This is a genomic window from Thermostichus sp. MS-CIW-23 (genome assembly GCF_054059455.1).
In genome coordinates this window covers 78,501-101,005 of sequence record NZ_JBSSCC010000001.1, presented here as the reverse complement: position 1 = coordinate 101,005, position 22,505 = coordinate 78,501, and the positions used below count along the sequence as shown (strand labels likewise).

Genomic DNA, 22,505 nt, shown 5'->3' with positions numbered 1-22,505 from the left:
GCTCACAGAGGCAGGAGTAGCGCGCCTCAACTCTAAAACTGAGCGAGAGGGCAGCGATTTGTCTATCCATTCATCGATTCAAAAAGCGCGAATCAGTCGATCAAAGTAGGGGGCAGCTAGAGCCATCTCCTCTGAAGAAAGAATGCCGGCAGCTACCTCTTTTAGGCAGCTCATCGCCACCCGCAGGTTGGGTAGCGGCACGCCCAAAGAGATGTACATTTCTCGCATGCCGTTCAAGCCGATATCTTCCAGCGGCTTATCGTTGCCTGCCAAGATGCAATAGCTAACCAAGCGGATATACCAGCCTTGATCTCGTTGACAGAGGGCAGTTTTTTGAGGGTTGCCCTTATTGCTGGGGGTGTTGGGGCATTTGGCCCAAAACCGTTTGCTGCCTTCCTGGACAATTTTTTGCTCGTTCTCTGCTAACTTTTGGGCGGCTCGGATGCGAACTTGACCCTTGCTGAAGAAATCCTCTAGCTTGGCGATCTCGGCACTGCTGAGGAAGCGATCAGCCGCGTCCGACTGCGCGATGACTTGGGCAACAATGCTCATAGGTTTTTGGCAAGGAACACTCTACAGGTAACAAAGTAAGCCAGATCCTCAAGAACCGAAATCACTTATTAAGAAAAAGTTGTGAATTGAAACTTACTTGCAACAAATCCTCTCTGCCTCGCGTCTTCGGCAGCGTGACCAGATTGAGAAGGTTGGGTTGGCGGCCAATCCAGATCCCGGATACGACAGCAACCCTCAGAATACTCAGCCTCTATCTCTTCTGGCCGAGATGAGCATCTGTGTTGGGAACTATTTCCGTATCTGTTGCTACAGAACTTACAATAAGACGGGCTGTGCAGAGGTACCGGGGGAGAGAACCCCTAAGGTAGGGATCAAATCGGCGCTGCGCCGCTTTAAGGGCTAAGTTTCTGAGGCAGGAATCTTGCCAGATCTGCGTAACCATCGCTACTTTGAAACCAACCTGGAAAAGCGCAAGCGCAAAGCAGGAGTCCCCAGGGATCCGCTCAACCTTTAAAACTGGGGCAGAGGGGGCAGGTGGAGCGTGAAAGTTGTCCAGCCGGCGGCGCTGCTGACCTCGATGGATCCCCTCAGTTGATCCACCATTTGTTTCACCAAAGCCAAGCCCAGACCGGTGCCCCCTTCTTTCCAAGGATCATGGCTGGGGATCCGGTAAAAGCGCTCGAAAATGCGGGTGAGTTCCTCAGCCGGGATCTCTTGGCTATTCCTGACTTGGATGCGAGTTCGGTTGGCCTCAACCCTGACTTCTAGGCGGATGGATCCCTGGCCGGGGGTGTATTTCACCGCGTTGTGCAGGAGCTCCCGCAGGATGCGTCCCAACAGCAAGGGATCCGTCGTGAGGGTGCTCTCCAGAGGGACACTGGCTTGAAAGGTTTGCCCTTTGGCGCGGGCCTGCTCTTCGGCAATGGCTAACAGATCCCCTAGCAGCTCCCGCCAGGTGAGGGTTTGCACACTTAGAGCGTAGGTCCCGGACTGCAACCGCTGCAGATCCAACAGGTCGTTGATGAGCTCGATTTCCCGCTGGCATTCTCGCTCTGCAATGGCTAAGTATTGAGCTCGTTTCTCCCCAGTGGGAGCCATCTGCAACATTTTCAGGGCCATTTTCATGCTGGTTAGAGGAGTGCGCAGCTCGTGGCTGACAGTGCTGATGAAATCGTCTTTCAAGCGGTTGAGGCGCTCCAGGGCTTGCACCTGCTCTTGGGCAGCTCGGAATAGGCGCGCCTGCCTTAGGCCGATAGCACATTGATTGGCCACTTGAGCTACGAGATCCATTTCCTGCTCATCAAAACTTTCCTCGCTGCTGCGAAAAACCCACAGATCCCCCAAGACTTGCTCCCCATCCCGCAGAGGGCAGACCAAGACTGATCCTTGGCGGGGGGCGTCAGGAAGTAAACAAAATATGCAGGGCTCTCCTCGCAACAACTGGGCGTAGAGATCTGGATATTGGGCAAAGGGAATACAAGTATGCAAGGCCGACCCCAAGCGAGGACAATACTCGTAGCTGATGGCGGAAAGGGTGAGATCGGCGTTGTAAAGGCCAATATAGCAGCCATCTGCATTTAGGTTTTCTCCCAGCTCGCGCAGAGCGGTGTTGAGAATTTCAGCTTCATCCAGAGAGTCGCGCACCCGGTCAGTGATGCGTTTCAGCAGGGCCTCAAATTGCAGGGATCGCTGCAACTCAGAGGTGCGTTGCCGAACCTTTTCTTCCAAGGTTTGGTTGAGGGCTTGCAGTTGTTCATATAACTGGGCCTGTTGCAACGCGATGGCTAATTGATCGCTCAGCTCTTGTAAAAGCCGGATTTCCCACTCTTGCCAAGGGCGGCTGGATTGGCAGTGCTGTGCCACCAGAAAGCCCCAGAGATCCTCTCCCCGCCGAATTGGGATCACCAAGTTGGCTTGGGCCTGGAAAGATTCCAAGAGCTCCCGATAGCAAGGATCCAAATTGGCCGTCGCCACGTTGGCTATGGCTTGCACAAAGCCCTCTTGGTACTTGCGATAGCACGGATCCCTTTGGAAATACTCATCCCACACGTAGCGGCCCAAGTGGCTGGGCCAGGGATCCGCCACCGACTCAGCAGCTACAAACCCCCCTACACCTTCCTGCAACTGATAGATCATCACCCGATCCACCTGGAAAATCTCTCGCACTTCTGCAACAGTGGTTTGCAAGATAGATTGCAAATCCAAATCCTGACGGATGCGTCGCAGCAAAGCTCCAAGCAGCCGCTCCCGCTCTGCTTCTTTCAGCAACAGATCTTGGGCTTGTTTGAGGGGCGTTATGTCCACAGCGATGCCGCAAACGGCGTAAGGAGACCCCTGCTGATCCCGCAGGGCAAACTTGGTGACCCACTGGGTCAATCTCTTGCCATCGCGGAAAAAGGTTCGCTCGTAGCTGACAGGATGCGGAGATTGCAGGACTTTTTGATCCTGATCTCGAAATTCTAGAGCCTCTTCTGATGCGAACAGCTCACTATCCAACTTTCCAAAGAGCTCTTCTGCCTTGCAGCCTCTCTGTTGTAGATAAGTCTTGTTTACATGAAGATAGCGCCCTTCCAGATCTTTGAGAAAGATAGAAAAAGGGATCCCGTCCAGAATAGCCCTAAGCCGAGCTTCGCTTTCTTGTAGAGCCAGCTCTGCTTCTTTCTGCTCCGTAATATCTTCGGTAATGCCAACAATACGGATAACCTCTTGCTGTTCGTTCAAGATGGGTCGGCAAGAAGTACGCAGCCAGCGCAGCCTGCCATCCCGATGGAAAAGGCGGTAGGTGATCTGCTGGGCTTCTTGAGTGGCTCGGGCGGCCGCCTGCAGTACCCTTGGCAGATCTTCGGGATGGATCGTGTCTTTCCAGAGATCTGGCTTGCGGCGAAACTCTTCTGCTGTGTAACCCCAGATCTTCTCGCTTTGGGGGCTTTTGTAGAGAGACTGGCTCAAGTCTGCAGAATACACAAAGAAAACCACCGGTACAGCCTCTGCAATTTCTCGGAAGCGGGCTTCGCTCTCTCGCAAAGCCAGTTCCACCTGCTTTTGTTGGGTGATATCGCGGGTACTGGAAACGATCCCTTGCACAGAGGGATCCTCCAAAAGATTGGTGCAGAGGCTCTCCAGCCACACCCACTGGCCGTCGGCGTGTTGGGCCCGGTAAATAAAGCTGAGTGTCTCGCCAGGTCGAGCCTTGAGTTGCTCAAGAGCATTAGCAACGTTCTGCCGATCCTCGGGGTGAACCCAATCCAAGGGTACGGCCTCTCCCTGATTGGGAGCACGCCCCAAAATTTTCTCAGCAGCCGGAGGATTTAAGGCACGCAGCAGACCTTGGGCATCGATCCGACACAAAATGTCGTGGCTGTTGTTGAGGAAGGCGCGAAAGCGTTCTTGTTGATCTGTTAGCTCTCGTTGCAGGCGCTTTTGTTCGGTGATATCTAGGACAATGCCGAGAAGTCCCAAACCTTTAGACTGATCCTGAAGCTTTACGGCCAGGCGATAAGTATAGCGCTCCTGACCTTGAATCATTTCCTTACCTTCGAATTGGCAAAACCCTTGCCGCTCTACGTCGGATAGAACTTGAGAGGTGTACTCCGGCCAGTGGGGATATTCTCGAGCCACCTCCTCCAGAGAAGTACCCAGCAGATCGCCAAACCAGGCGCGGTCAGTGGCATTTTGCAAAATTAGCACTCCCTGGGGATCCCTGGCCCACACCGCCAATGGCAGGGCATCCAACAAGGTGCGCAGTTGGGCCTCCCGCAGCCGCAGGTTTTCTTCCAACTGTTTCTTCTCGGTAATGTCTCGGCCCACGCCGCGAATAAACTGCAAGCGGCCCCGCCGGTCAAAAATGCCTTGGTTGATCCACTCAAACCACCGCACCTGCCCCGCTGCATCCGATACCCTGCCAACTCGGGTGAAGGTAGGCTGCTGAGGGGTGAGCTGGGCTATCTTTTGCTGCGCCTGCTCTTGCTCTTCTGCCGGCAGCACGTCGATCCAGCGCCTGCCCCGCCAATCCCCCAAGATTTTCTGGCAAGCTTCGTTACATTCCACCACCGTCGTATCTGCACGCGCCAGCATGATGACATCGGGAAAACCCACCTGATCCCGCTGCAGCCAGCGCCTTTGCCAGTACATCACCACGGCCAGTGAGGATCCCCAAAGGAGCAGCCAAAGCCATCCGGGCAGAGTGTTTCGGTCGAGTAAGGTGTTTAGGTTGACCAGATCCCAGGAGGCGCTCATGAAGGTTGTCGATTAAGTTAAGTTTAGAGAGTGTCGAGGAGTACACTGCTTTTCGGTAGTATTTCTAACTTAGACTCAGGCACTGTGCCAACATTTCCACCATCCCCCTGGGAGAGGAAAGCGAAGTCTGGATCCACTGTAAACCGGCGGATTGCCGCCAACGTGAAATAGTATCCCCTGAAAAGAAATAGTATCCCCTGAAAAGGGGCTTTTAGGATGAAGAGTTGTTTCTTAGGTTTCCTAAGTGTTCAGATAGATAGTTCTCAATCCAGCGCACCAGCCGCTGAGAGAGCACGAAAGCCTCCGGATCATCCCCCTTGATGCTCACTTGGCTATGGAAGCAAGCGATGATCTCCTCTTTCAGCTCCTGCTCAGAAGGATCTCCGCGAAACTGCAACCGCACCTGACTTTGTACCTGGAAACTCTCTTGAGCTTGGTTGTCCAAAACCTCCTGGCCTACCCGATGTACCCGCACTCCTTGCAACTGAGCCAAGGGATAGGAAAACACCTGCTGCCGCCAAAAGCCCCAAGGGCCACCCAGCCGGGTCAAGGTCACCCGTTGGCTTTGGCAATCTAGATTCAGGATCTGCCCCAACCCCCAAGGGATCCCAGCCCACAGGCCCATCCCCACAGCCACCAACCCCCACAGCGGCGAACGGGCCCACAGTTGGGATCCCAAAATTAGCAGCACCAAGCCCCCTGCCGCCCGCCAAGCCAGTTGCTGAGAGGTAAACCGCTGTAGGGCAATGCGCAGCCGTTTGGGATTGCGCTCCAGAACCTGCGGATAGACCGGTGCCATGAAATGGGATCCCACTGCTTAGGCTAGCTTAACAGGGGTTGCTTTTCCCTAGGCGCTGAAGGCATCTTATCCGGGCATTGCGTTGGTGAAAAACTACAACTCCGGCTCGGCAAAAAACTCTGATAAATCCAGTGCAAATCCAGGGATCACCTCTCCACCTTCCAGGATGTCGCCGGGTTTCTTCAATGCTTCAGGCTCAGGCCGGCGATAGACCAAAACGTATTTCTCTTCAGGATGAATGATCCAGACCAGCCGGGATCCATTCTCGAAATACTCAACAACCTTGTCGTGGATCTCTCCAACGGTGTTGGCATCGGAGAGAACTTCTACAGCCAAGTCTGGGGATCCCTCAATATAACCCCTTGGGATCCCGCCCAGAGATTGCAGTCGTTCTTTGGAAAAAAAAGAACAATCCGGAGAGCGGCGATTACCGGATTTCATTTTGAAGGAAGTATCGGAATCGAAGGTAAATCCAATCCTTTGACTGCGAACGTAGGAGCCCAGAATGATATGAATCAAACTTACGTAGTACCCATGCTTTGCGCCTGCCGAGCCCACGGTAACCAGTTCTCCGTTCACAACCTCATAGCGATTGCCATCCTCCGGTAAAGCCATAAACTCTTCGTCAGTCCAAATTTTTCGAGAAGCTGCCGGAGAACTATCAGCAGGTGCCTCAGCCAATTTTTCTCTTTCCAAAACCTCGACCATCACGACCTCTGCAATGAAAAACAGCTAAGGGAGCCAGTCTGGAGTCAACACATCCTGAAGAGCAATCTGCAGGCCCGGCAAGAAGTCAGCAAGCTGCCCTGAGGGATCCCCTCATTTAGGATCCACCAGGGATCCCATGAACAACACGGTTTGGGCCGCTGGGTTGCCGCCGGATCTGGAGGCCACAATGGCAAACCAGAAGGGCCGATCTGCCACAAATTGAAAGGGCTCTTGCCGGTCGACAGCAGTCCGGGAGACGATCACCCCAGTAGCGGCTGCCGCCTCGGATCCCTCTTCGTTCACTTCAATTGCTGCTTTGTGCAGGACTCTGCTGATCCGCGCTGGCTCTGGGGTCATCTGGCTGAAGTCGGCTCGGTTGGAAAAGGCAATCCCCAGGCCCAACTGTTGTAGAACTGAAGTGAGATCCGTTTCATAAGCCAGTTCAAATCTCGGGATCCGTACCGAACCGGCACGGGGGCGCAGGGATCCCGTCCATTCTTGCCAAGTTTCCGGGCTCAGCTCTGCCCGCAGCGATTCCAGCTTCACTCCCTTCTTGGGCAGCAGGATCAGCATTTCCAGTTCTCCTTCCCCGTAGGGCAGGCTCACCACCTGCAACTGCTCGGTTTCCAGGTAGTCGTAACGACCTGATTGAACCATCATGGGTACTCGGACGCGGCGGCCATCCAACCGAGTAAAGGGCTGAGTTTGGGTGCGCTCCGGATCGAAGGGCTGAGTCCACTCGCCTTTGAAGTAGATGGCATTGAGCAAAACCATCAAATCCTCGCGGCTGAGGCGATCCACAATGCGGTTGATCTTGCCCTGGGTGCGCTCGGCCACCCAGCCGTTGATCTGGTTCACCGTTTGCCGGGATCCCAAATTCACCCGATTCACCACCGCTTGGTAGTAGGTGGCCAAAGCCTGCAAAAACTGGGGCTGTAAGGTGAGGGTTTGATCCACCCAGAGGCCGTTGGCCATTTGCACCTGGACTGGCCCTCCTGCCGGGGATCCCTCCGCCAGCCAGCCCACCATTTGGGCATTGCTCCAGTTCAACTCATTGAGGGAAAGGTCCTGTGCCTCCAGCACCTCGGCCATTGCCGTTTGAGTCTCCCCAGAGGCGCCGTTGTAGAGCATGCTCAGGGCCAGGCGGATGCTCAAGGGGGAGAAAAAGAGGTTCTCTTGGGGCTGCTGACGGAGCAGGTGATCAAACAGTTTCAGCGCAAAGCGGCTTTGGGCTTGTTGGGCCACGGTCTTTTCCCCATACCCTTCCCCATAGGTCACCGTTGGCTCAAAGGGAATCCGCACCGGGGTTTCCTGTGAACGGGATCCCATCCCGTGAGTGGGCCAGAGGCCCAGGCTCAGTAAACCCAGCAGAGCCAGAAGAGGGATCCGGCTCACCAAGGATCGATTAAACAGGTCTTTCATAGGGCTCTCCTGGCAGAGTCTATGGCTATGCTATCGGGTCGGTTGTGGACTTCCCTTGCCCAGGGCCGCCATTCCGGCTGCGCTCAAGGTGGAAAGACGCAGGCAGCTTCCGGCAAGCAAGAATTGGCAAGGCCCTCCCAGAGGGGAACTTTCTGCATCCGGTTGGCCAAGTCGCGGCAGCAGCGTCCGGCGCGATAGGATGAAGCCTGCACAGGAGAGTGCCACATGGTTCTGTTCACGATACACGTTCCAAAAGGGTGCAGAGTCGCCTTGGGCCTGGCTCTACTGCTCCTGGGATCCGGCTTGGGATGTACTGCTGCCACGGAGAGATCTCCCGCCTCACAAACTCAGGTAACCGAAGCCATCTCTCCATCCCCCCCAGCCATAGGGCAGCCCCAGCAACTGCCGGTTGAAGCCGAAGTCACCCTTGCCGGCCAACGCTTTGAGCTAGAGGTGGCCCGCACCCCTGAGCAACAGCGCTTGGGCCTGATGTTTCGCACCGATTTGCCGCCGGATCGGGGCATGTGGTTTCCCTTTGATCCGCCCCAGCCAGCTTCTTTTTGGATGTTCAACACCCTGATCAACCTGGACATCATTTTCCTTCACCAAGGCAAGGTGGTGTACATTGCCGCCGATGTGCCCGGCTGCCCCGCCCAACCCTGCCCCACCTATGGGCCGCCTCCTTCCCAGTTGGTGGACGGTGTGCTGGAGTTCCGCGGCGGGACGGCTGCTGCTTTGGGTTTGGCCGTTGGAGATCCGGTCGAGATCCGAGAGCTTCAGCCCGTAGCCCCTTGATTTCTACCTCCCCTCTCCCTGAGGGAGAGGGGCCGGGGGTGAGGGAAGACAGGCTCGCAGATGATCTTTTGAAGAATCTTTGCGATGATTTTTGAGGGTTGCTAACTAAGCCTACAGAAGAGGCGACGACAAGCCCAAGAGCAGTTTGGCCACCGCAAGCGAGTCTATGGATGTCAGCAGCGTAAGTCATTGGATAGGGGTGGGGGCTGTCGCCCTAGCCTCCATCCTTTGGGCTGAGATCGTGCGGGATGTGCGCCATTGGCTGGCCCACCGGTGGCCCTGGCTGATGCCCAAACACATCCTGCACCACCGCCTGTTCCGCCCCGACCTTAGCGTGGTGGATGCACAGCTGTACCGAGAATCCCAGTGGCACCACGACGTTCCCGAAGCGGCGACGATGATCCTGGCCGGGATCCCTTGGGTGGTGGTATTGGGCTGGGGATCCTGGCTGTACGGCCTGGCGGCAACGGTGGGCATTCTCTACTCGGCCAGTTTCTGGGTGGCTGGTATGCTGCGGGGTTGGGGGCTGGCCCTGCAGACGGATATCACCCACCAGCCGGGGCCTTTCCCCGTTCCTCCCAGCCAATGGCATGTCAACCGCGCCTACCACTGGCGGCACCACTTCGACGATACCAACGCCTATTTTTGCGGCACCCTGACTCTCGTAGATCGGCTCATGGGCACCAGTCTCTCCTTGAAAGGCAAGCGAGTAGCCGTCACCGGCGCCTCCGGCACCCTGGGCCGGGCCTTGCTCAAGCATTTTCACCAGCAGGGGGCCAAAGTCATCGCCCTCAGCTCCCATTCGGATTCGGTTCACATCGAAGTGGACGGCCAGATCCAGCCGGTGGAGACCGTTCGCTGGCAGGTGGGGCAAGAGGGATCCCTGGCAGAGCTGCTGGAGCGGGTGGATATCTTGGTGCTCAACCACGGCTTCAATGTTCATGGGGATCGGGATCCCGAGGCCATTCGCCAGTCTTACGCCGTCAATACCTTCTCCAGTTGGCGCCTAATGGAGCTGTTCTTCCAGACGGTGCGCGGCAACCCTGAGATGGCCACCAAAGAGGTGTGGGTGAACACCTCAGAGGCTGAGGCTAGCCCTGCTTTCAGTCCCCTCTACGAGCTCTCCAAGCGGGCCCTAGGCGATCTGGTTACTCTGCGCCGCCTCGATGCTCCCTGCACAGTGCGCAAGCTCATCCTCGGCCCCTTCAAGAGCCAGCTCAATCCCATTGGGGTTATGTCGGGAGATTGGGTGGCCGCTCAGATCTTGGCCCAGGCCAAACGAGACTGCCGCAACATCATCGTCACCATCAACCCCCTCACCTACTTGCTTTTCCCGCTCAAAGAGCTGGCTGTGAGCACTTATTTCCGCTTGTTTAGCCGTCGGTCTCCCCAGCCAGGGATCCCTGCCCCCAACCCAGATGCTGCAGGTGGGGCCGAGTCCGGTGATTTGCCTTTGGTTTAGTTAAAAGGAACTAGATCCCAACCCGTTCCATAGCTCTATGGCATTGGGCGCAAAAGTGGAGTAAGACAAGAGCAGGTTCCTTGGCGTGCCAATGGGAACTTTTGGGGAGCGAGAGTGCCCTCCTTGGGTTTGCAGAAATACAGCAGTTCGATCCCTGATGAGCGTTGGGTGTGAGGAGTAGGAGTGAGCGTGAACATGGTGCGACAGTGGGTGAGCGCAGTACTCTGCATGGTGGGTGGATCGTTGATGTCGGGGCTTTTGTCCGGCTGTGCCATCCCGATGCCTTCGGCATCTGCAGGAGTTTCTGAAGTCCAAGTGCGCTTGGTGCATGTGGCCCCCAATGCCCCTCGGATCGACTTGGAAGTGGGAGGGGTGAGAGCTGCTCGGGGCATAGCCTATGGCTCGGTGAGCGAGTACGTGCGCATACCGGCGGGCGAGTACGACATTGTTTTGTTTTCAACGCCTGAGAACCCTGGCCAGCCTGCGAGTTCTGCGGTTGCGGCCAGAACCGTAGCCAATCTCAGGGGCGGGGGAGTGTTCTCGGTGGTGGCCGCCAATGAGCCGAATCGCATGACAGCCCTGGTCTTAGAGGACAACATCCATCCGCCGTTTGATCAGGCCCTGGTGCGGTTTGTCCACGCTGCTCCCGATGCACCGGCCCTGCAATGGCAAGGAGAGCAAGGGCGTGTGCTGATCCCCCAGTTGGCGTTTGGACAAGTATCCACCTTTCAAGCTATGCGCCCCGGCTTTACCCAAATTCAAGTGGCCATAGCCCCTTCAGCCCCTGGGCCAGGTGTGCAGTCGGCTCCCAGCCGGAGCATTCCCTTGCAACGGTTTGACCTGCAGCTGGAGGCGGGGAAGGTCTATACCCTCTATGTAGCGGGATTGTTGCGCAGCAATCCGGCCCTAAGCCTGGTGCTGGCAGAGGAAACTCGAGCTCGTAGGCTCCTATAGCAAGGCTGCTTGTGGTTCTATCCTCCCTATACTGTTCTGGGATCCCTTTTGCTCACAGGGGGTATAGCCTGTGGATGCTTTGTTTCAAGTTGTGGTGCTGAATCAAACCCCAGATCCAGAACGGGTCATCTACCAGGCAATGCACCAGGATTACAGCCCTGATTTTGTCACCTCAGAAAGCCGGATCCCGGAAAAGTATGGAGAGGCCGTGGTGCGGCATTTGCTGGAGGGCAACCGTGGCCACTATGGGCCTCTAGAGCATCCTCAGATCACGTTTGGGGTGGGCTATTTTCCCCACGCCGTCATGCAACAGGCCCGTACTCATCGGGTGGGAATTTCTTTTGATGTTCAATCCTTCCGATATACAGGCCAGCAAATTGCCGATTTGGGCAAAAAGCTCTTGTTCGCGTCAGCGGTGCGGAGCACAACCGAGACTGCTGCTCCTGTTGGCGAGACCGGCTGCGGTTGCGTCAGCGATCGCGTCAGCGGGCCGGAGGCCTATCGCGACAGCGGTGCGGAGCACATTGCGGAGCACAGTGGCGGGACGGAGTCCTCCTTGTCTTTGCAAGAGCTGGAAACTTTGTTTTACGTTCCTGCCAGCGTCAAGGAGGGCAAAGCCAAAACCCGCCAAGGCTTTAGGCCCATCTCCCCCGAAGCTTTGGATATCATTCTTGCGCAATATCGCAGCCAGGCCATCGCTTATTATCGCCTGGTAGAAGAGTGCGGATTGCCCTATGAAGATGCTCGCAACATCATTGGCTACGGGATCCGACAACACTTCGTGGTCTCTTTCAATTGCCGTAGTCTAATGCATTTTTTGGATTTACGAGCCAAAGAAGATGCTCAACGAGAAATTCAACATCTGTGTGAACTGATTTGGCCCCACTTTGAAGCGTGGTGTCCCCACGTGGCGGCCTGGTATCGTAAGCATCGCTGGGGAAAGGCTCGATTATCCCCCTAAACTTAGTTTAGATAGATATGCTCTGCTAACCCCTTCTGCGGCTAATCCTGTTTTTGATCTTTTGTTGGGTTACGGGTATGGATCCCAAGGCTTACCAACAAATGGCAGACTTGGAAGACCAGCATTGGTGGTTTCTGGGTCGCCGTCACATTTTGAGTCGGGTTATTGGATCCCTATCACTTCCACCCTCTGCTCGTATTTTGGAAGCTGGCTGTGGTAGTGGCGGCAACCTGGAGATGTTATCCAGATTTGGCGAAGTTTGGGCTATGGAAAAGAGTGAGATTGCGCTGCCGCTGGCCCAAGCTCGCGGTATTGGCATCGTTGCCGAGGGTGAGTTGCCGCATCGGATCCCTTTTGGCTCTCAGCCATTTGATTTGATTGCTTTGCTGGATGTACTGGAACATCTGGAGAACGACAAAGAAGCTCTCCTAGCCCTCGGTCAAAGGTTAACCCTATCTGGCTACCTGGTTATAACCGTTCCAGCCTATCCGTGGCTGTGGAGTTTGCATGATGAGCTGAATCATCACAAGAGACGCTATACCCGTGGGCAACTTTTGTCACTGCTTAAAAGCTCAGGTTTAGAAGTTCGTATCCTTATTTTTTTCAACAGTTTTCTTTTCCCACTGATTGCAGGGATCCGCCTAATGCAGAAAGTGCTTCGCCTGAGGGAAAGCCAAGATTTGAAAATGCCGCCGCTTTGGCTCAATCGACTGCTGACGGGTATTTTTGCTGCAGAAGCCTATCTGATACCTAAGTTTTCCCTGCCCTTTGGCTTGTCTCTGCTGGCAGTGGCCAGCCCGGCAAAGAAATCGTAGTATTCTGTTATCATTGCCGTGCTCAGGCTGCACTTTGATCTTTGATCATGGCTTAATCTCTCATATTCCGACATCCAATGCCTGCAACTCGGGTGATTCCTGCTACAGCATTATTCAAGTTTTGGTCAACACTGATCTTGTCCAATAGCCTCAGATGCACAATCTTTTCTGTAAGATTGTCAACAGTCTTGATGCCGAAGGAGATAACCCTTGGCCGAACGCGGCTATAAAACTCGTCTGGATCTGCATCGTTTGTGGGTGCCCTTGGCCTGTTTTGGCGATGGCCTTTGTATTTGGTTGGCCTTTGGGGCGGGCTACTGGCTGCGCAGCTTGCGTCTTCATCAGCTCTTGCCTTGGGATGTCTACGCGGCCTTGGGATTGTTGACCGCCCTCAGTTATTGGGGCATTCAGGCGGGCTTAGGCGGATACGGTGAGTCGAAGCGCTTGTCTCGCTTTGAAGAATGGGCCAGTTTGCTGGTGGGGTTGGGATTGACGTTTGGTTTGGTGCTGGCAGGGGCCTTTTTCGTTCGCTCGGTCTCTTTGTCGCGGCTGGTGGTGGGCTACGCCGGCTTGTTGGCTCTGCTGAGTTTGACTTTGGTACGGGTGGGGTTGCGGCTGGGCATGGGCTGGTTGTGCTCTAGGGGCTACGGTCGGCGGCAGGTCATCTGGGTGGGATCCTGGTCGGTGTTGGCGGAAGTGTTGGAGCGATTGCAGCGATCCCCGCAGTTGGGCTTCCAGGTAGTCGCCTGGGCAGGCGTAGAGCAAGGCTCTTTTGAGGAAGATCCCCCATCTCAAAATGGGGATCCCTGTCAAGATTCATATCCAGTACTAAACACCGCCCGCCCTACCTCTGGCGGGGTTGAGTCTGCCGACAGGACTCTGTCCGGCTCATCCCGAGGAACCCTCTCCTGCTTGTGCAGTCAGCTTGAGCCTTCCTGGTCGGCTCTTGAGCGTCTGGATCTGGTCCATTTGATCGCCTATCTGCAAGCCCACCCAGAAGTGCAGGAGGTGTGGTTTGGGCAACCGGAGCTGGCAACTGCTCCTCTGTTGCTCAGTTTGCAAACATTGTCGGTGCAGGTGCGCTTGGTGCCGGATATCTTGAGTTTTTTAACGGTGAACTTCAGCCTACAGTCTCTCGACGGGATCCCGCTGCTAACTCTGCGTCAGCCCCCTTTGCGCTACGCCCACAACCGGTTCCTCAAGCGAGCTGTAGACATCCTAGGAGCTTCCCTGGGCCTGATCTTGCTTAGCCCTCTGTTTTTGATTATTGCCCTGCTGGTAGCCTGCAGCAGTCCTGGCCCCATTCTGTATTGGCAAGAGCGGGTGAGCTTGGACGGGCGTCGCTTTTGGATTGCCAAGTTCCGCACCATGCGAGTGGATGCTGAGGCAGCCGGCCAGCCGGGCTGGACGCGCCCCGGGGATCCGCGCCGAACCAAGATAGGAGCCTTTTTGCGCCGCACCAACCTGGACGAGCTGCCCCAACTGTGGAACGTCCTGAAAGGGGAAATGAGCCTAGTGGGCCCCCGCCCAGAGCGGCCCTACTTTGTCGAGCAGTTTAGCCAGGAGATCCCCAAGTATCCGGATCGGCATTTGGTAAAAAGTGGCCTCACCGGCTGGGCCCAGATCCACGGCCTACGGGGGGATACCAGCATTGCCCGCCGCACCCAGTATGATCTCTACTATGTGCAAAACTGGTCGCTGTGGCTGGATCTGCGCATCTTGGCCATCACCTTCTGGCAAGGGATCCGCGGACGGCTGGCCGGATACTAGGGGTTAGCGTATGCCATTCTCCCCCCAAGAGCTGCTCTACGAGGGCAAGGCCAAGCGCATCTACCGCACTGCCGATCCCAGGGTTTATCTTTGCCAATACAAAGACGACGCCACGGCCTTCAACGCCCAAAAGCGGGGATCCATCGCCGGCAAGGGAGAGGTGAATTGCACCGTCTCCAGCCATGTGTTTGCCTACCTGGCGCAGCAAGGGATCCCCAACCATTTCTTGGCCCAAACCGGCCCCACCGAGATGCAGGTGCGAGCCTTGCACATCTTGCCTTTGGAAGTGGTGGTGCGCAACCGCACAGCGGGTAGCCTCTGCCGACGGCTGGGCCTGGAGCAGGGCCTTCCCATCGAGCCGCCGCTGGTGGAGTTCTATTACAAAAACGATGCCTTGGGGGATCCCTTGGTGACCCCAGATCACATCCGCCTATTGCAGTTGGCCACGCCGGAGCAGGTGGAGCGCTTGGGATCCCTGGCTTTGGCCATCAACAACCATCTGCAGGCTTTCTGGCGAAGCTGCCGCCTAGAGTTGGTGGACTTTAAGCTGGAGTTTGGCCTGGACGAGAAGGGAGAGATCCTGCTAGCCGACGAGATTAGCCCCGATACCTGCCGTCTTTGGGATCGGGGGGGATCCGAGCCGCGAGTGCTGGACAAGGATCTCTTTCGCTTTGATCTGGGGGATCCGGTGGCTGGCTACCAGGAGGTGCTGCAGCGGGTGCTCCAGGCAGTGGGATCCCAATTCCTTCTCTCCTAGAGGGAGAGGAGCCAGGGGTGAGGGACTATAATCGCCTCAGCGATCCCACTCCTTTAACGCCCGAGCCTCCTTTCGCTTGTCGGGATCCCGCCATGACCTCTCCCCGCCCCCCCTACCCCGGCGAGCGTTTCCGCCGCCAACTGGCCGACCTGCTGAACACCTGGGTGGAGCAGGGGTTGATCGAACCTGCCCAACGGGATCGCCTGCGGGAGTATTACCAACTGGAGAGTTTGCAACGCTCAGCCGGCGGGCGATTTGCCCTGGTGCTGCTGCTGTTTGGCGCAGTTCTGGTGGGCCTAGGGGTGATCTCCTTTGTGGCGGCCAACTGGGCTGCCATTCCCCGCTGGGCAAGAGCCTGGGGGTGCTTGGCCCTCATGGTAGGGCTGCAGGTGGCTGGCTTCCAGGTTTGGCAGCAGGGATCCCGACGGCTGGGCAGCGCCCTGCTGATAGCCGGTGAACTGACCCTGGGAGCCTGTATTGGCCTGATGGCCCAGTGGGTTCAGCTTGGGGGATCTGCGGCAGGCTTGTTTTGGGCCTGGGGGATGGGCAGTTTGGCCATGGCCTACGGCTTGCGTCACAGCCCCAGCGGTGTACTGGCCTGCCTTCTGCTGGGCTCGGGGATGGTAGCCGACTTCGTGGATTGGGGGACTGTCAACTTCCTGATACATTTACGCTGAACACTGCTGAACATCACTGTTCAACTATGCAGCGATAGCATTCTGTTTGTTTCCAACCAGAATGGCGGTATCCCGCAAAGCTTTGAGTAGAATACCCAAAGCGCAGTTTCCGTGTCGTCTTACTACCAATTTTCTGCTTTGCTTTGGCTACCATGTTGGCAGACTCGAAAGTAAACAGAAAGATCAACTGGTAGTAATCCGTACTGAGCATATTATACATTATTTTCAGTATAGTTGAGCTTATTATTGACTAGAGTCATCCTCTATCCTTGGTTGACCCTGGGCCTGCTGGTTCCTCTGGCCTATTGGTGTTGCTCTCGCTGGGTTTTTGCCCTGGCCGTGGTGAACTTTGGCCTGGCGTTGCAAGGGTTAGCCGAGCGTTTGGGCAGCTCTTTCCAAGGTTTAACCCTTTTGCATCTGCTTGGTGTTGCAGTTGTGTGGGGGTTGGGTCTGTGGCACCAACGCCATAAGCCTTGGCTAAGCCGGGTTTTAACTGAAGGAAGGGATCCAGAGCTTCCCGGCGAGCTGGAGCAAGGCTTGGATTTGGCCCCGACAGCCCAGAACTTGGCTCTGCTGGGGCTGGGTGTCCTGCTCTATGTCTGGAGCTTTGTCGGGACGTGGGTCGATCTTTCCGAGGATCCCCTCTGGAACGTTGGGGATCCCTGGGCGAGCTTGTCGGCAGTGGGGTTGCTGCTGCTGGCGGGCTGGGGCTGGTGGCAGGGTTGGCAGGAGAAGGGATCCCAGCCCGTTTCGTCTTGGCTGAAGGATGCTGCTGTTCTGATTTCTCTGGTTGCCTTGGCGCTTTTGCTGGGGATCGGCAGCGCTGTGCCTTTGAACGTGACGGCAGGAGCAGCCTTGGTCCTCTTTGCCCCCTGGATAGTGACCTTGCTGTTGCTGGGGCTGTCAGCAGTGCTCTGCTGGGAAGGGCTACAGCAAGGGCGGCGGGGGCGCTTCTGGCAGGGACTGTTGGGGCTAACCCTGGTGGTGCTGACCCGCTTTTTCGAGTACCCAACCGGCCTGTTGGCCAAGTCGGCGGTGTTGGTGGCCTGTGGGATCGGGGTAATCTGGCTGGGGCTGAAATTTGAGCGGCGGATTTTCTCCCGTCTCTAATTCTTGCCCTTCTAGGAAGCCAAGCCCCGCTACATGATCAAGCAAAGGAAAAAGCTGGAATTGAGCTGGAATTCACAAGAATTTACAAAGTTTAAGGAACCTGCTTGTATTCCCCAATGTCTTTGCTAGTAAATTCTCAGCTTTGGCTTGAGCTGAGAAGGAAGTGGGCATCTCTATCAAGATTTGGAGAATACAAATGAAAGTAGGACTGCGTTTGGGCATTTTAGCCTTGCTACTTACGCCCCTTTGGGAGAGTGGTTTTCTTTCGGGTGTTGCCTTGGCTGAAGATCATCTTTTAGTGGCTCAGGCCCCGGAGCCAGCTAGGCAGCCTATGCCTTCTGTGCCTAGATCGATACCCTCCCTAGTTCCCATAGATCCCATAGCTCCGGCAGAATCCTCAGAAACTGTAGATGAGCTATTCCGCCAGGTTCCTTTCCCCCCTTCGCTAAGACCTCTGCCTGGCCTTCGGTGATCGAGACCCATGGTGTTGCGCTCAGTAACCCTCAGCGCTCCTCCGCCAAACCCTGCTTCCCCCCTGCAATCGGAGGTTCCAACCCAAATTTGGACAACTCTCCAGGGCCCTTTCGGGACAGTCAACTGGGGAGAGCCCCAAGCCGATAAACTCTTTGCTCATACCTTCCAGTGGAGCCCCCCTTGTAAAACGGGCTGCCGGATGGGAGGCACCCTTACGTTTACCTATCGCAATAACTTGCGGGCAACAAGTAACACAGCTCCTAATGCCGGGAACGACAGGTACTACCTATTCAACGGCGGGACTTCAACTCAAGCGGGGTTTTTGTATACTTCCCCAAGTCCGCCTGGCCAAACCTTCACCAAAACTCTAACCCTCTCGCCGGCAGAGATTGCCAACAACCGAGTGACCTTAGTAGTTCAAGATGATACGGCGGTTTTGGAAGCTAAGCTAGAGCTTAGATACTGCTGCTGCGAATGCGAATTTCCCATTTGAAGTTGAGTGAAATTTGCCTTAGGGGGGACTTCCGTGCCCCCCTTTTCTTCAACTCCCCCTGGCTGCAGACCTCAAGGCTTACTCAGAAAGGGTGGAAAAGCCTAACGGCGGGCCTGGGCAAAAATGGCTTGCAAAATCTCGTCGGCCCCCTGCTGTTTTAGCTTTTCTGCAAGAGCCATCCCCACTGCCTCGGGATCGGCGGTGGATCCCGTCTGAGTATCGCGGATGAGCCGCCGGCCATCCAGGTCGGCCACCATACCGGTTAGGTGCAGCGCCTCCCCTTGGACTTGGCTGTGAACGCCAATGGGCACTTGACACCCTCCTTCCAAAGCCCGCAGGAAAGCTCGCTCTGCCAAGCAGCGGGCTGTGGCCTCCGCATCGGCCAAGGGTCGGATAAGCTCCAGAATCCGCTCATCTCCCTGCCGGCACTCGATTCCCAGGGATCCCTGCCCAACCGCGTACAGAGACACGCTGGGATCCAGCACCTCGTGGATCCGGTCGGCTTTGCCCAGGCGCTTCAACCCGGCCACTGCCAAAATCAGGCCGTCGTACTCTCCCCTCTCCAGCTTGGCCAAGCGGGTGTTGAGGTTGCCCCGCACGTCCTTAAAGCGCAAGTGGGGAAAGGCATGGCGCAGTTGGGCCAGCCGCCGCAGCGATGAAGTGCCGATCACCGTCCCCTCTGGCAGGGTGGCCAGTCGGTAATCCCGGAACTTTTCCCCCACCACCAAAGCATCCAGGGGATCCTCCCGCCGCGTGATCGCCCCCAACACCAAGCCCTCCGGCAGGCGGGTGGGTAAGTCTTTAAGGCTGTGTACCGCCAAGTCGCTGCTGCCGTTGAGCAGGCTAACTTCCAATTCCTTGGTAAAAAGACCTTTGTCCCCAATTTTGGCCAGGGCTACATCCAGGATGATGTCTCCCTGGGTGGAGAGGGTGTTGAGCTCCAGAGGTAATCCCGGATGGTGTTCTTGCAACTGACCCATCACCCACTGGGTCTGCACCAAAGCCAACTCGCTTTTTCGAGAGGCGATCCGCACCGGCTTGGTGATCCCAGCAGAGAGTTTGGAGGGGGTCGAAGCCAGTTCACTCATGGCTGCCGCAAAAAAGAACACTGTCTCTCACGCTAGCCGAATCTGTGCCAGGGCAAGGCGGCGGCCTTTAAGATCCTTAACCAAAATTGCAGTTTCCCGAAATCAAGACTTTACCGCAGGGATCCCAGCCGGTAGGATAAGTAGATGGATTCTCCGGCTCGGCGGGGGAGGATCCGGTCTGTCAAGCTCCTCTTCCCCAACCCCAGAGCTTTTGAGGGGAGCTTTCTACAATGGGCACAAGCCCCTGGTTTGGTTGGTCGTCTGCCTGGATGAGTCTTATGGAAGAAAACAACGTCAGCAACGGCACTCAATTACTGCTCAAACGCAACATTCCCGTTAAGGTGGTGGTCACACCCCTTTGGAAAAAGGAAATGCAGGAGCAATTAGAGCGGCAGATCGAAGCCACCGATGCTCAGATGCAACAGCTGGAGTTTCAGGGCAAGCGGGCTATTGCCGAACTGGAGAAACAGAGCCCCAACCCCAACAGCCCCCAAGTGCTCCAACAGGTGGAAGCGGTGAAAAGCCGCGTGAACGAGCAGAAAATCCGCCTCTTGGATCAGAAAAACCAATTGTTGCAGCAGATCAACCAACTGAGCACCCTGGAGCTTAACCAAGAAGTGCTGCAGGGCAATGTGGAGAGCTTCTTCCGAGTCCAAAAAGGAGACAACCTGATCCAGAAAATGCAGGTCGAGATCCTTCTGGAAGATGGGGTGATCAAAGAGATTCGCGGTAACCCATAGGCTACTCACCCCCTTGCCGGAGAAGCGGCAGTCGGGATCCCCAATTTTTCTCGCCTGTAGGTTCTCGAGAACTCCGTTTCGCCAACACAATGGGTGACAATAGGTAACAACCTCTTAACAGCCTTTGGGTTAACGCTCGCACAGGCTGGCGAGGTTGGGTAACATTGCCGCCCGGGGGAGGATTCCCATGTCTGAGTTCGTCTGGTCAGAGCCAGAGCCTCTCGAGGATCTTCATCTTCCCGATTGGTTGCTCACCTCGGCCCAGCGCCGCCGTCTCAAGGCTCTGCTGGTTCTGGCCATGGTGTGGGGGTTGGTCAGCCTGATGCATGTGGTGCCGACGGCCCGTTGGATCACCGTTGGTTTGGCCACGTTCATGGTGATCCACATTAGCCGCTTATTTCGCCTGCAACCGGCGACCTCCCTACCCCCTCTGAGACTTCCTTCTGCCGACACGACCCGCCGGGATCCCAGGTCAACAGATAACAGCGATGACCCTAACAACAATGACTCTGTCCTGCCAATGCAACGGGATGGGCAGAGCGGGCTTTCTGAGTTGGGCGGGCTGGCCTTGCCCCGTGTGGCTGTGTTGATCCCAGCCAAGAATGAGAGCGCAGTGCTCCCACGGCTGTTGCACAGCTTGACCCAGCTCCGTTACCCCACCAGCCATCTGGAGCTGTGGGCCATCGACGACAACAGCAGCGATGCCACCCCTGAAGTTCTGCGGGAAGCCCAAAAGCGGATCCCGCATCTGCGGGTTTACCGGCGGCAGCCAGGACGAGGGGGGGGCAAGTCCGGTGCCCTCAACGAGGTACTGCCCCTCACCCAAGGGGAGATCATCCTGGTCTGCGATGCCGATGCTGTGGTGCCTTCGGATTTTCTTGCCCGCACTCTGCCCTTGTTTGTTCAAGTGGGAAGCCTGCGCAGCCGTTTCAGCAGACGGACGGTAGGCGCTGTCCAGGTGCGCAAGGCCCTGAGCAACCCCAACGTCAACTTCTGGACTCTGGGGCAGGTGGCGGAAATGGCCTCCGACGCTTATTTTCAGCAGCAGCGCGTGGCCGTGAGGGGCATTGGCGAGCTACGCGGCAATGGCCAACTGGTGCGGCGAGATGTCTTGGAAAAGTGCGGCGGCTGGAATGAGAGCACCCTCACTGACGACCTGGATCTCACCTTCAAGCTGCACCTGGCGGGCGTAGATATCGCCTTTCTGACGGAGCCGGCCATCGTCGAAGAAGGGGTCACCTCTTGGAAAAGTCTCTGGCACCAGCGCTGCCGCTGGGCGGAAGGGGGCTACCAGCGCTATCTCGACTACTGGCCAGGGATCCTCGGTCGCCGGATGGGGATGGCCAAAACAGTAGATCTCTGGGCCTTCTTTATTTCTCAGTACTTGCTGCCGATGGCCTTGGTTCCCGACACCCTCTGGGTGCTGTTGGCGGGCCACTCCTCGGTGCTGCTCCCCTTGAACGCTCTGGTGATGGGCTGCCTGACGGTGGCTTTTTACCGGGGGCTACGCCAGGTGGAGGGCTTGCGCGGACGGCGACTTTGGTGGCACACCGCCCTGGGCTTGGTCTACATGCTCCACTGGCTGCCGGTTATGATCGCCACAACCGCTCGCATGTGTGTACAGCCCAAGCGCCTAAGGTGGGTGAAAACTGTTCATCACGGCGCTTGAGGTCAGCAAGTTGGATCCAATCCTGCTATCCTAGTCAAGCACCTGCTCACGCCCTGCTCGACCATGGCCCGCCTCTACTACGACACCGACGCCAACCTGGAGCCTTTGGCCGATAAAACCGTTGCCATCATCGGCTATGGCAGCCAAGGCCACGCCCACGCCCTCAATTTGCGCGATAGCGGTGTCCAGGTCATCGTTGGCCTTTACCCTGGCAGCCCTTCCTGGCCCAAAGCCGAGCAAGACGGCTTAATGGTCAAAACGGTGGCGGATGCTGCCGCTGCCGCCGATTGGGTAATGGTTTTGCTGCCCGATGAAGTGCAAAAGGCCGTTTTCCAGGGCGAAATCCGTCCCCACCTGCAGCCGGGGAACGTGCTCCTCTTTGCCCACGGCTTCAACATTCACTTCGGGCAGATCCAGCCGCCGGCAGACGTGGATGTCATCATGGTTGCCCCCAAAGGCCCTGGGCACTTGGTGCGGCGCACCTACCAAGCGGGGGAAGGGGTGCCCTGCCTGTTTGCCGTCTATCAAGATGCCTCGGGAATGGCACGGGAGCGGGCCATGGCCTATGCCAAAGCCATCGGTGGCACGCGGGCCGGCATTTTGGAAACCACCTTCCGGGAAGAGACCGAAACCGACCTCTTTGGCGAGCAGGTGGTGCTCTGCGGTGGGCTGACGGCTCTGATCAAAGCGGGGTTTGAAACCTTGGTGGAAGCGGGCTACCAGCCGGAACTGGCCTACTTCGAGTGCCTGCACGAGGTGAAGCTGATCGTGGATCTCATTGTCGAGGGGGGCTTGGAGAAAATGCGCCACAGCATCTCCAACACGGCAGAATACGGCGACTACACCCGTGGCCCCCGCATCATCACGGAGCAAACCCGCGCCGAGATGAAACGCATCCTCGCCGAGATTCAAAGCGGCCAATTTGCCCGTGAATTTGTCTTGGAAAATCAGGCCGGCAAGCCAGGGCTTACTGCGATGCGGCGCCGCGAGGCCGAACACCCCATTGAACAGGTGGGCAGGGAGCTGCGGGCCATGTTTAGCTGGCTAAAGAAATAGGTCGGA

At 56.6% G+C, this 22,505-nt stretch carries 18 protein-coding genes and 1 pseudogene; 13 read left to right on the top strand and 6 right to left on the bottom strand.

What is annotated here, in order from left to right; translation table 11 throughout:
* Positions 1 to 78: 78 nt before the first annotated feature.
* Positions 79 to 552: an allophycocyanin subunit alpha-B gene (gene apcD / locus ACVW0B_RS00490; RefSeq protein ID WP_099812040.1), complete on the bottom strand. Its 474-nt coding sequence runs from the start codon at positions 550 to 552 to the stop codon at positions 79 to 81.
* A gap of 331 nt (positions 553 to 883) precedes the next feature.
* On the opposite strand from apcD, the pseudogene rpsU reads away from it, so the two are divergent.
* Positions 884 to 1,027: pseudogene (gene rpsU / locus ACVW0B_RS00485) on the top strand (30S ribosomal protein S21).
* Here the strand turns inward: rpsU and ACVW0B_RS00480 are convergent.
* The 4 genes from ACVW0B_RS00480 to ACVW0B_RS00465 all read right to left on the bottom strand — a co-directional run bounded on the left by ACVW0B_RS00480 (position 1,024) and on the right by ACVW0B_RS00465 (position 7,678).
* Complete coding sequence (locus ACVW0B_RS00480; RefSeq protein ID WP_457490688.1) at positions 1,024 to 4,749, bottom strand: PAS domain S-box protein; 3,726 nt, start codon at positions 4,747 to 4,749, stop codon at positions 1,024 to 1,026. The pseudogene rpsU and the gene ACVW0B_RS00480 sit on opposite strands and share 4 nt — an antisense overlap.
* Positions 4,750 to 4,960: 211 nt before the next feature.
* Complete coding sequence (locus tag ACVW0B_RS00475; RefSeq protein WP_457490687.1) at positions 4,961 to 5,548, bottom strand: hypothetical protein; 588 nt, start codon at positions 5,546 to 5,548, stop codon at positions 4,961 to 4,963.
* Positions 5,549 to 5,641: 93 nt separating this feature from the next.
* Entirely contained in the window at positions 5,642 to 6,256 is a 615-nt protein-coding gene (locus ACVW0B_RS00470; protein ID WP_414330774.1) for a Uma2 family endonuclease, read from the bottom strand.
* A gap of 111 nt (positions 6,257 to 6,367) precedes the next feature.
* On the bottom strand, positions 6,368 to 7,678 hold the full coding sequence (locus tag ACVW0B_RS00465; RefSeq protein WP_457490686.1) for a serpin family protein: 1,311 nt from the start codon (positions 7,676 to 7,678) through the stop codon (positions 6,368 to 6,370).
* Between the two features lie 270 nt (positions 7,679 to 7,948).
* Here ACVW0B_RS00465 and ACVW0B_RS00460 point away from each other — a divergent pair, with 270 nt between their 5' ends.
* The 9 genes from ACVW0B_RS00460 (at position 7,949) to ACVW0B_RS00420 (ending at position 16,979) form a co-directional block, all read left to right on the top strand.
* Complete coding sequence (locus ACVW0B_RS00460; RefSeq protein WP_414344197.1) at positions 7,949 to 8,473, top strand: DUF192 domain-containing protein; 525 nt, start codon at positions 7,949 to 7,951, stop codon at positions 8,471 to 8,473.
* A 166-nt stretch (positions 8,474 to 8,639) separates the two neighbouring features.
* Positions 8,640 to 9,935 carry a bifunctional sterol desaturase/short chain dehydrogenase gene (locus tag ACVW0B_RS00455; RefSeq protein ID WP_457490740.1) on the top strand — a complete coding sequence of 432 codons (1,296 nt, stop codon included), beginning with the start codon at positions 8,640 to 8,642 and terminating at the stop codon, positions 9,933 to 9,935.
* A 183-nt stretch (positions 9,936 to 10,118) separates the two neighbouring features.
* Positions 10,119 to 10,889 (top strand): DUF4397 domain-containing protein, encoded by a 771-nt coding sequence (locus ACVW0B_RS00450; RefSeq protein ID WP_457490685.1) that lies wholly within the window; start codon positions 10,119 to 10,121, stop codon positions 10,887 to 10,889.
* 70 nt (positions 10,890 to 10,959) lie between these two features.
* A complete protein-coding gene (locus tag ACVW0B_RS00445) occupies positions 10,960 to 11,850 on the top strand; it encodes an FAD-dependent thymidylate synthase (RefSeq protein ID WP_457490684.1) in 891 nt (296 codons plus the stop codon).
* A 77-nt stretch (positions 11,851 to 11,927) separates the two neighbouring features.
* Entirely contained in the window at positions 11,928 to 12,665 is a 738-nt protein-coding gene (locus ACVW0B_RS00440) for a class I SAM-dependent methyltransferase (protein WP_457490683.1), read from the top strand.
* A gap of 210 nt (positions 12,666 to 12,875) precedes the next feature.
* Entirely contained in the window at positions 12,876 to 14,435 is a 1,560-nt protein-coding gene (locus ACVW0B_RS00435; protein WP_457490682.1) for a sugar transferase, read from the top strand.
* Between the two features lie 10 nt (positions 14,436 to 14,445).
* A complete protein-coding gene (gene purC, locus ACVW0B_RS00430) occupies positions 14,446 to 15,192 on the top strand; it encodes a phosphoribosylaminoimidazolesuccinocarboxamide synthase (protein ID WP_414344193.1) in 747 nt (248 codons plus the stop codon).
* A gap of 17 nt (positions 15,193 to 15,209) precedes the next feature.
* Complete coding sequence (locus tag ACVW0B_RS00425) at positions 15,210 to 15,869, top strand: DUF2157 domain-containing protein (protein ID WP_457490681.1); 660 nt, start codon at positions 15,210 to 15,212, stop codon at positions 15,867 to 15,869.
* A gap of 246 nt (positions 15,870 to 16,115) precedes the next feature.
* A complete protein-coding gene (locus ACVW0B_RS00420; RefSeq protein WP_457385239.1) occupies positions 16,116 to 16,979 on the top strand; it encodes a hypothetical protein in 864 nt (287 codons plus the stop codon).
* Positions 16,980 to 18,047: 1,068 nt separating this feature from the next.
* Here the strand turns inward: ACVW0B_RS00420 and hemC are convergent.
* A complete protein-coding gene (hemC, locus tag ACVW0B_RS00415; RefSeq protein WP_457490680.1) occupies positions 18,048 to 19,034 on the bottom strand; it encodes a hydroxymethylbilane synthase in 987 nt (328 codons plus the stop codon).
* Positions 19,035 to 19,312: 278 nt separating this feature from the next.
* Here hemC and ACVW0B_RS00410 point away from each other — a divergent pair, with 278 nt between their 5' ends.
* The 3 genes from ACVW0B_RS00410 (at position 19,313) to ilvC (ending at position 22,499) form a co-directional block, all read left to right on the top strand.
* On the top strand, positions 19,313 to 19,774 hold the full coding sequence (locus ACVW0B_RS00410) for a YlqD family protein (RefSeq protein ID WP_011433386.1): 462 nt from the start codon (positions 19,313 to 19,315) through the stop codon (positions 19,772 to 19,774).
* Between the two features lie 187 nt (positions 19,775 to 19,961).
* On the top strand, positions 19,962 to 21,443 hold the full coding sequence (locus ACVW0B_RS00405; RefSeq protein WP_457490679.1) for a glycosyltransferase: 1,482 nt from the start codon (positions 19,962 to 19,964) through the stop codon (positions 21,441 to 21,443).
* A gap of 63 nt (positions 21,444 to 21,506) precedes the next feature.
* Complete coding sequence (gene ilvC / locus ACVW0B_RS00400; protein WP_414329205.1) at positions 21,507 to 22,499, top strand: ketol-acid reductoisomerase; 993 nt, start codon at positions 21,507 to 21,509, stop codon at positions 22,497 to 22,499.
* Positions 22,500 to 22,505: the final 6 nt, after the last annotated feature.

What these genes read in the sequence shown, in the direction of transcription:
- apcD (WP_099812040.1), bottom strand. Translation starts at nt 552, where the DNA reads ATGAGCATTGTTGCCCAAGTCATCGCGCAGTCGGACGCGGCTGATCGC.
- ACVW0B_RS00480 (WP_457490688.1), bottom strand. Translation starts at nt 4,749, where the DNA reads ATGAGCGCCTCCTGGGATCTGGTCAACCTAAACACCTTACTCGACCGA.
- ACVW0B_RS00475 (WP_457490687.1), bottom strand. Translation starts at nt 5,548, where the DNA reads ATGGCACCGGTCTATCCGCAGGTTCTGGAGCGCAATCCCAAACGGCTG.
- ACVW0B_RS00470 (WP_414330774.1), bottom strand. Translation starts at nt 6,256, where the DNA reads ATGGTCGAGGTTTTGGAAAGAGAAAAATTGGCTGAGGCACCTGCTGAT.
- ACVW0B_RS00465 (WP_457490686.1), bottom strand. Translation starts at nt 7,678, where the DNA reads ATGAAAGACCTGTTTAATCGATCCTTGGTGAGCCGGATCCCTCTTCTG.
- ACVW0B_RS00455 (WP_457490740.1), top strand. Translation starts at nt 8,640, where the DNA reads ATGGATGTCAGCAGCGTAAGTCATTGGATAGGGGTGGGGGCTGTCGCC.
- ACVW0B_RS00440 (WP_457490683.1), top strand. Translation starts at nt 11,928, where the DNA reads ATGGATCCCAAGGCTTACCAACAAATGGCAGACTTGGAAGACCAGCAT.
- purC (WP_414344193.1), top strand. Translation starts at nt 14,446, where the DNA reads ATGCCATTCTCCCCCCAAGAGCTGCTCTACGAGGGCAAGGCCAAGCGC.
- hemC (WP_457490680.1), bottom strand. Translation starts at nt 19,034, where the DNA reads ATGAGTGAACTGGCTTCGACCCCCTCCAAACTCTCTGCTGGGATCACC.
- ACVW0B_RS00410 (WP_011433386.1), top strand. Translation starts at nt 19,313, where the DNA reads ATGGAAGAAAACAACGTCAGCAACGGCACTCAATTACTGCTCAAACGC.
- ACVW0B_RS00405 (WP_457490679.1), top strand. Translation starts at nt 19,962, where the DNA reads ATGTCTGAGTTCGTCTGGTCAGAGCCAGAGCCTCTCGAGGATCTTCAT.
- ilvC (WP_414329205.1), top strand. Translation starts at nt 21,507, where the DNA reads ATGGCCCGCCTCTACTACGACACCGACGCCAACCTGGAGCCTTTGGCC.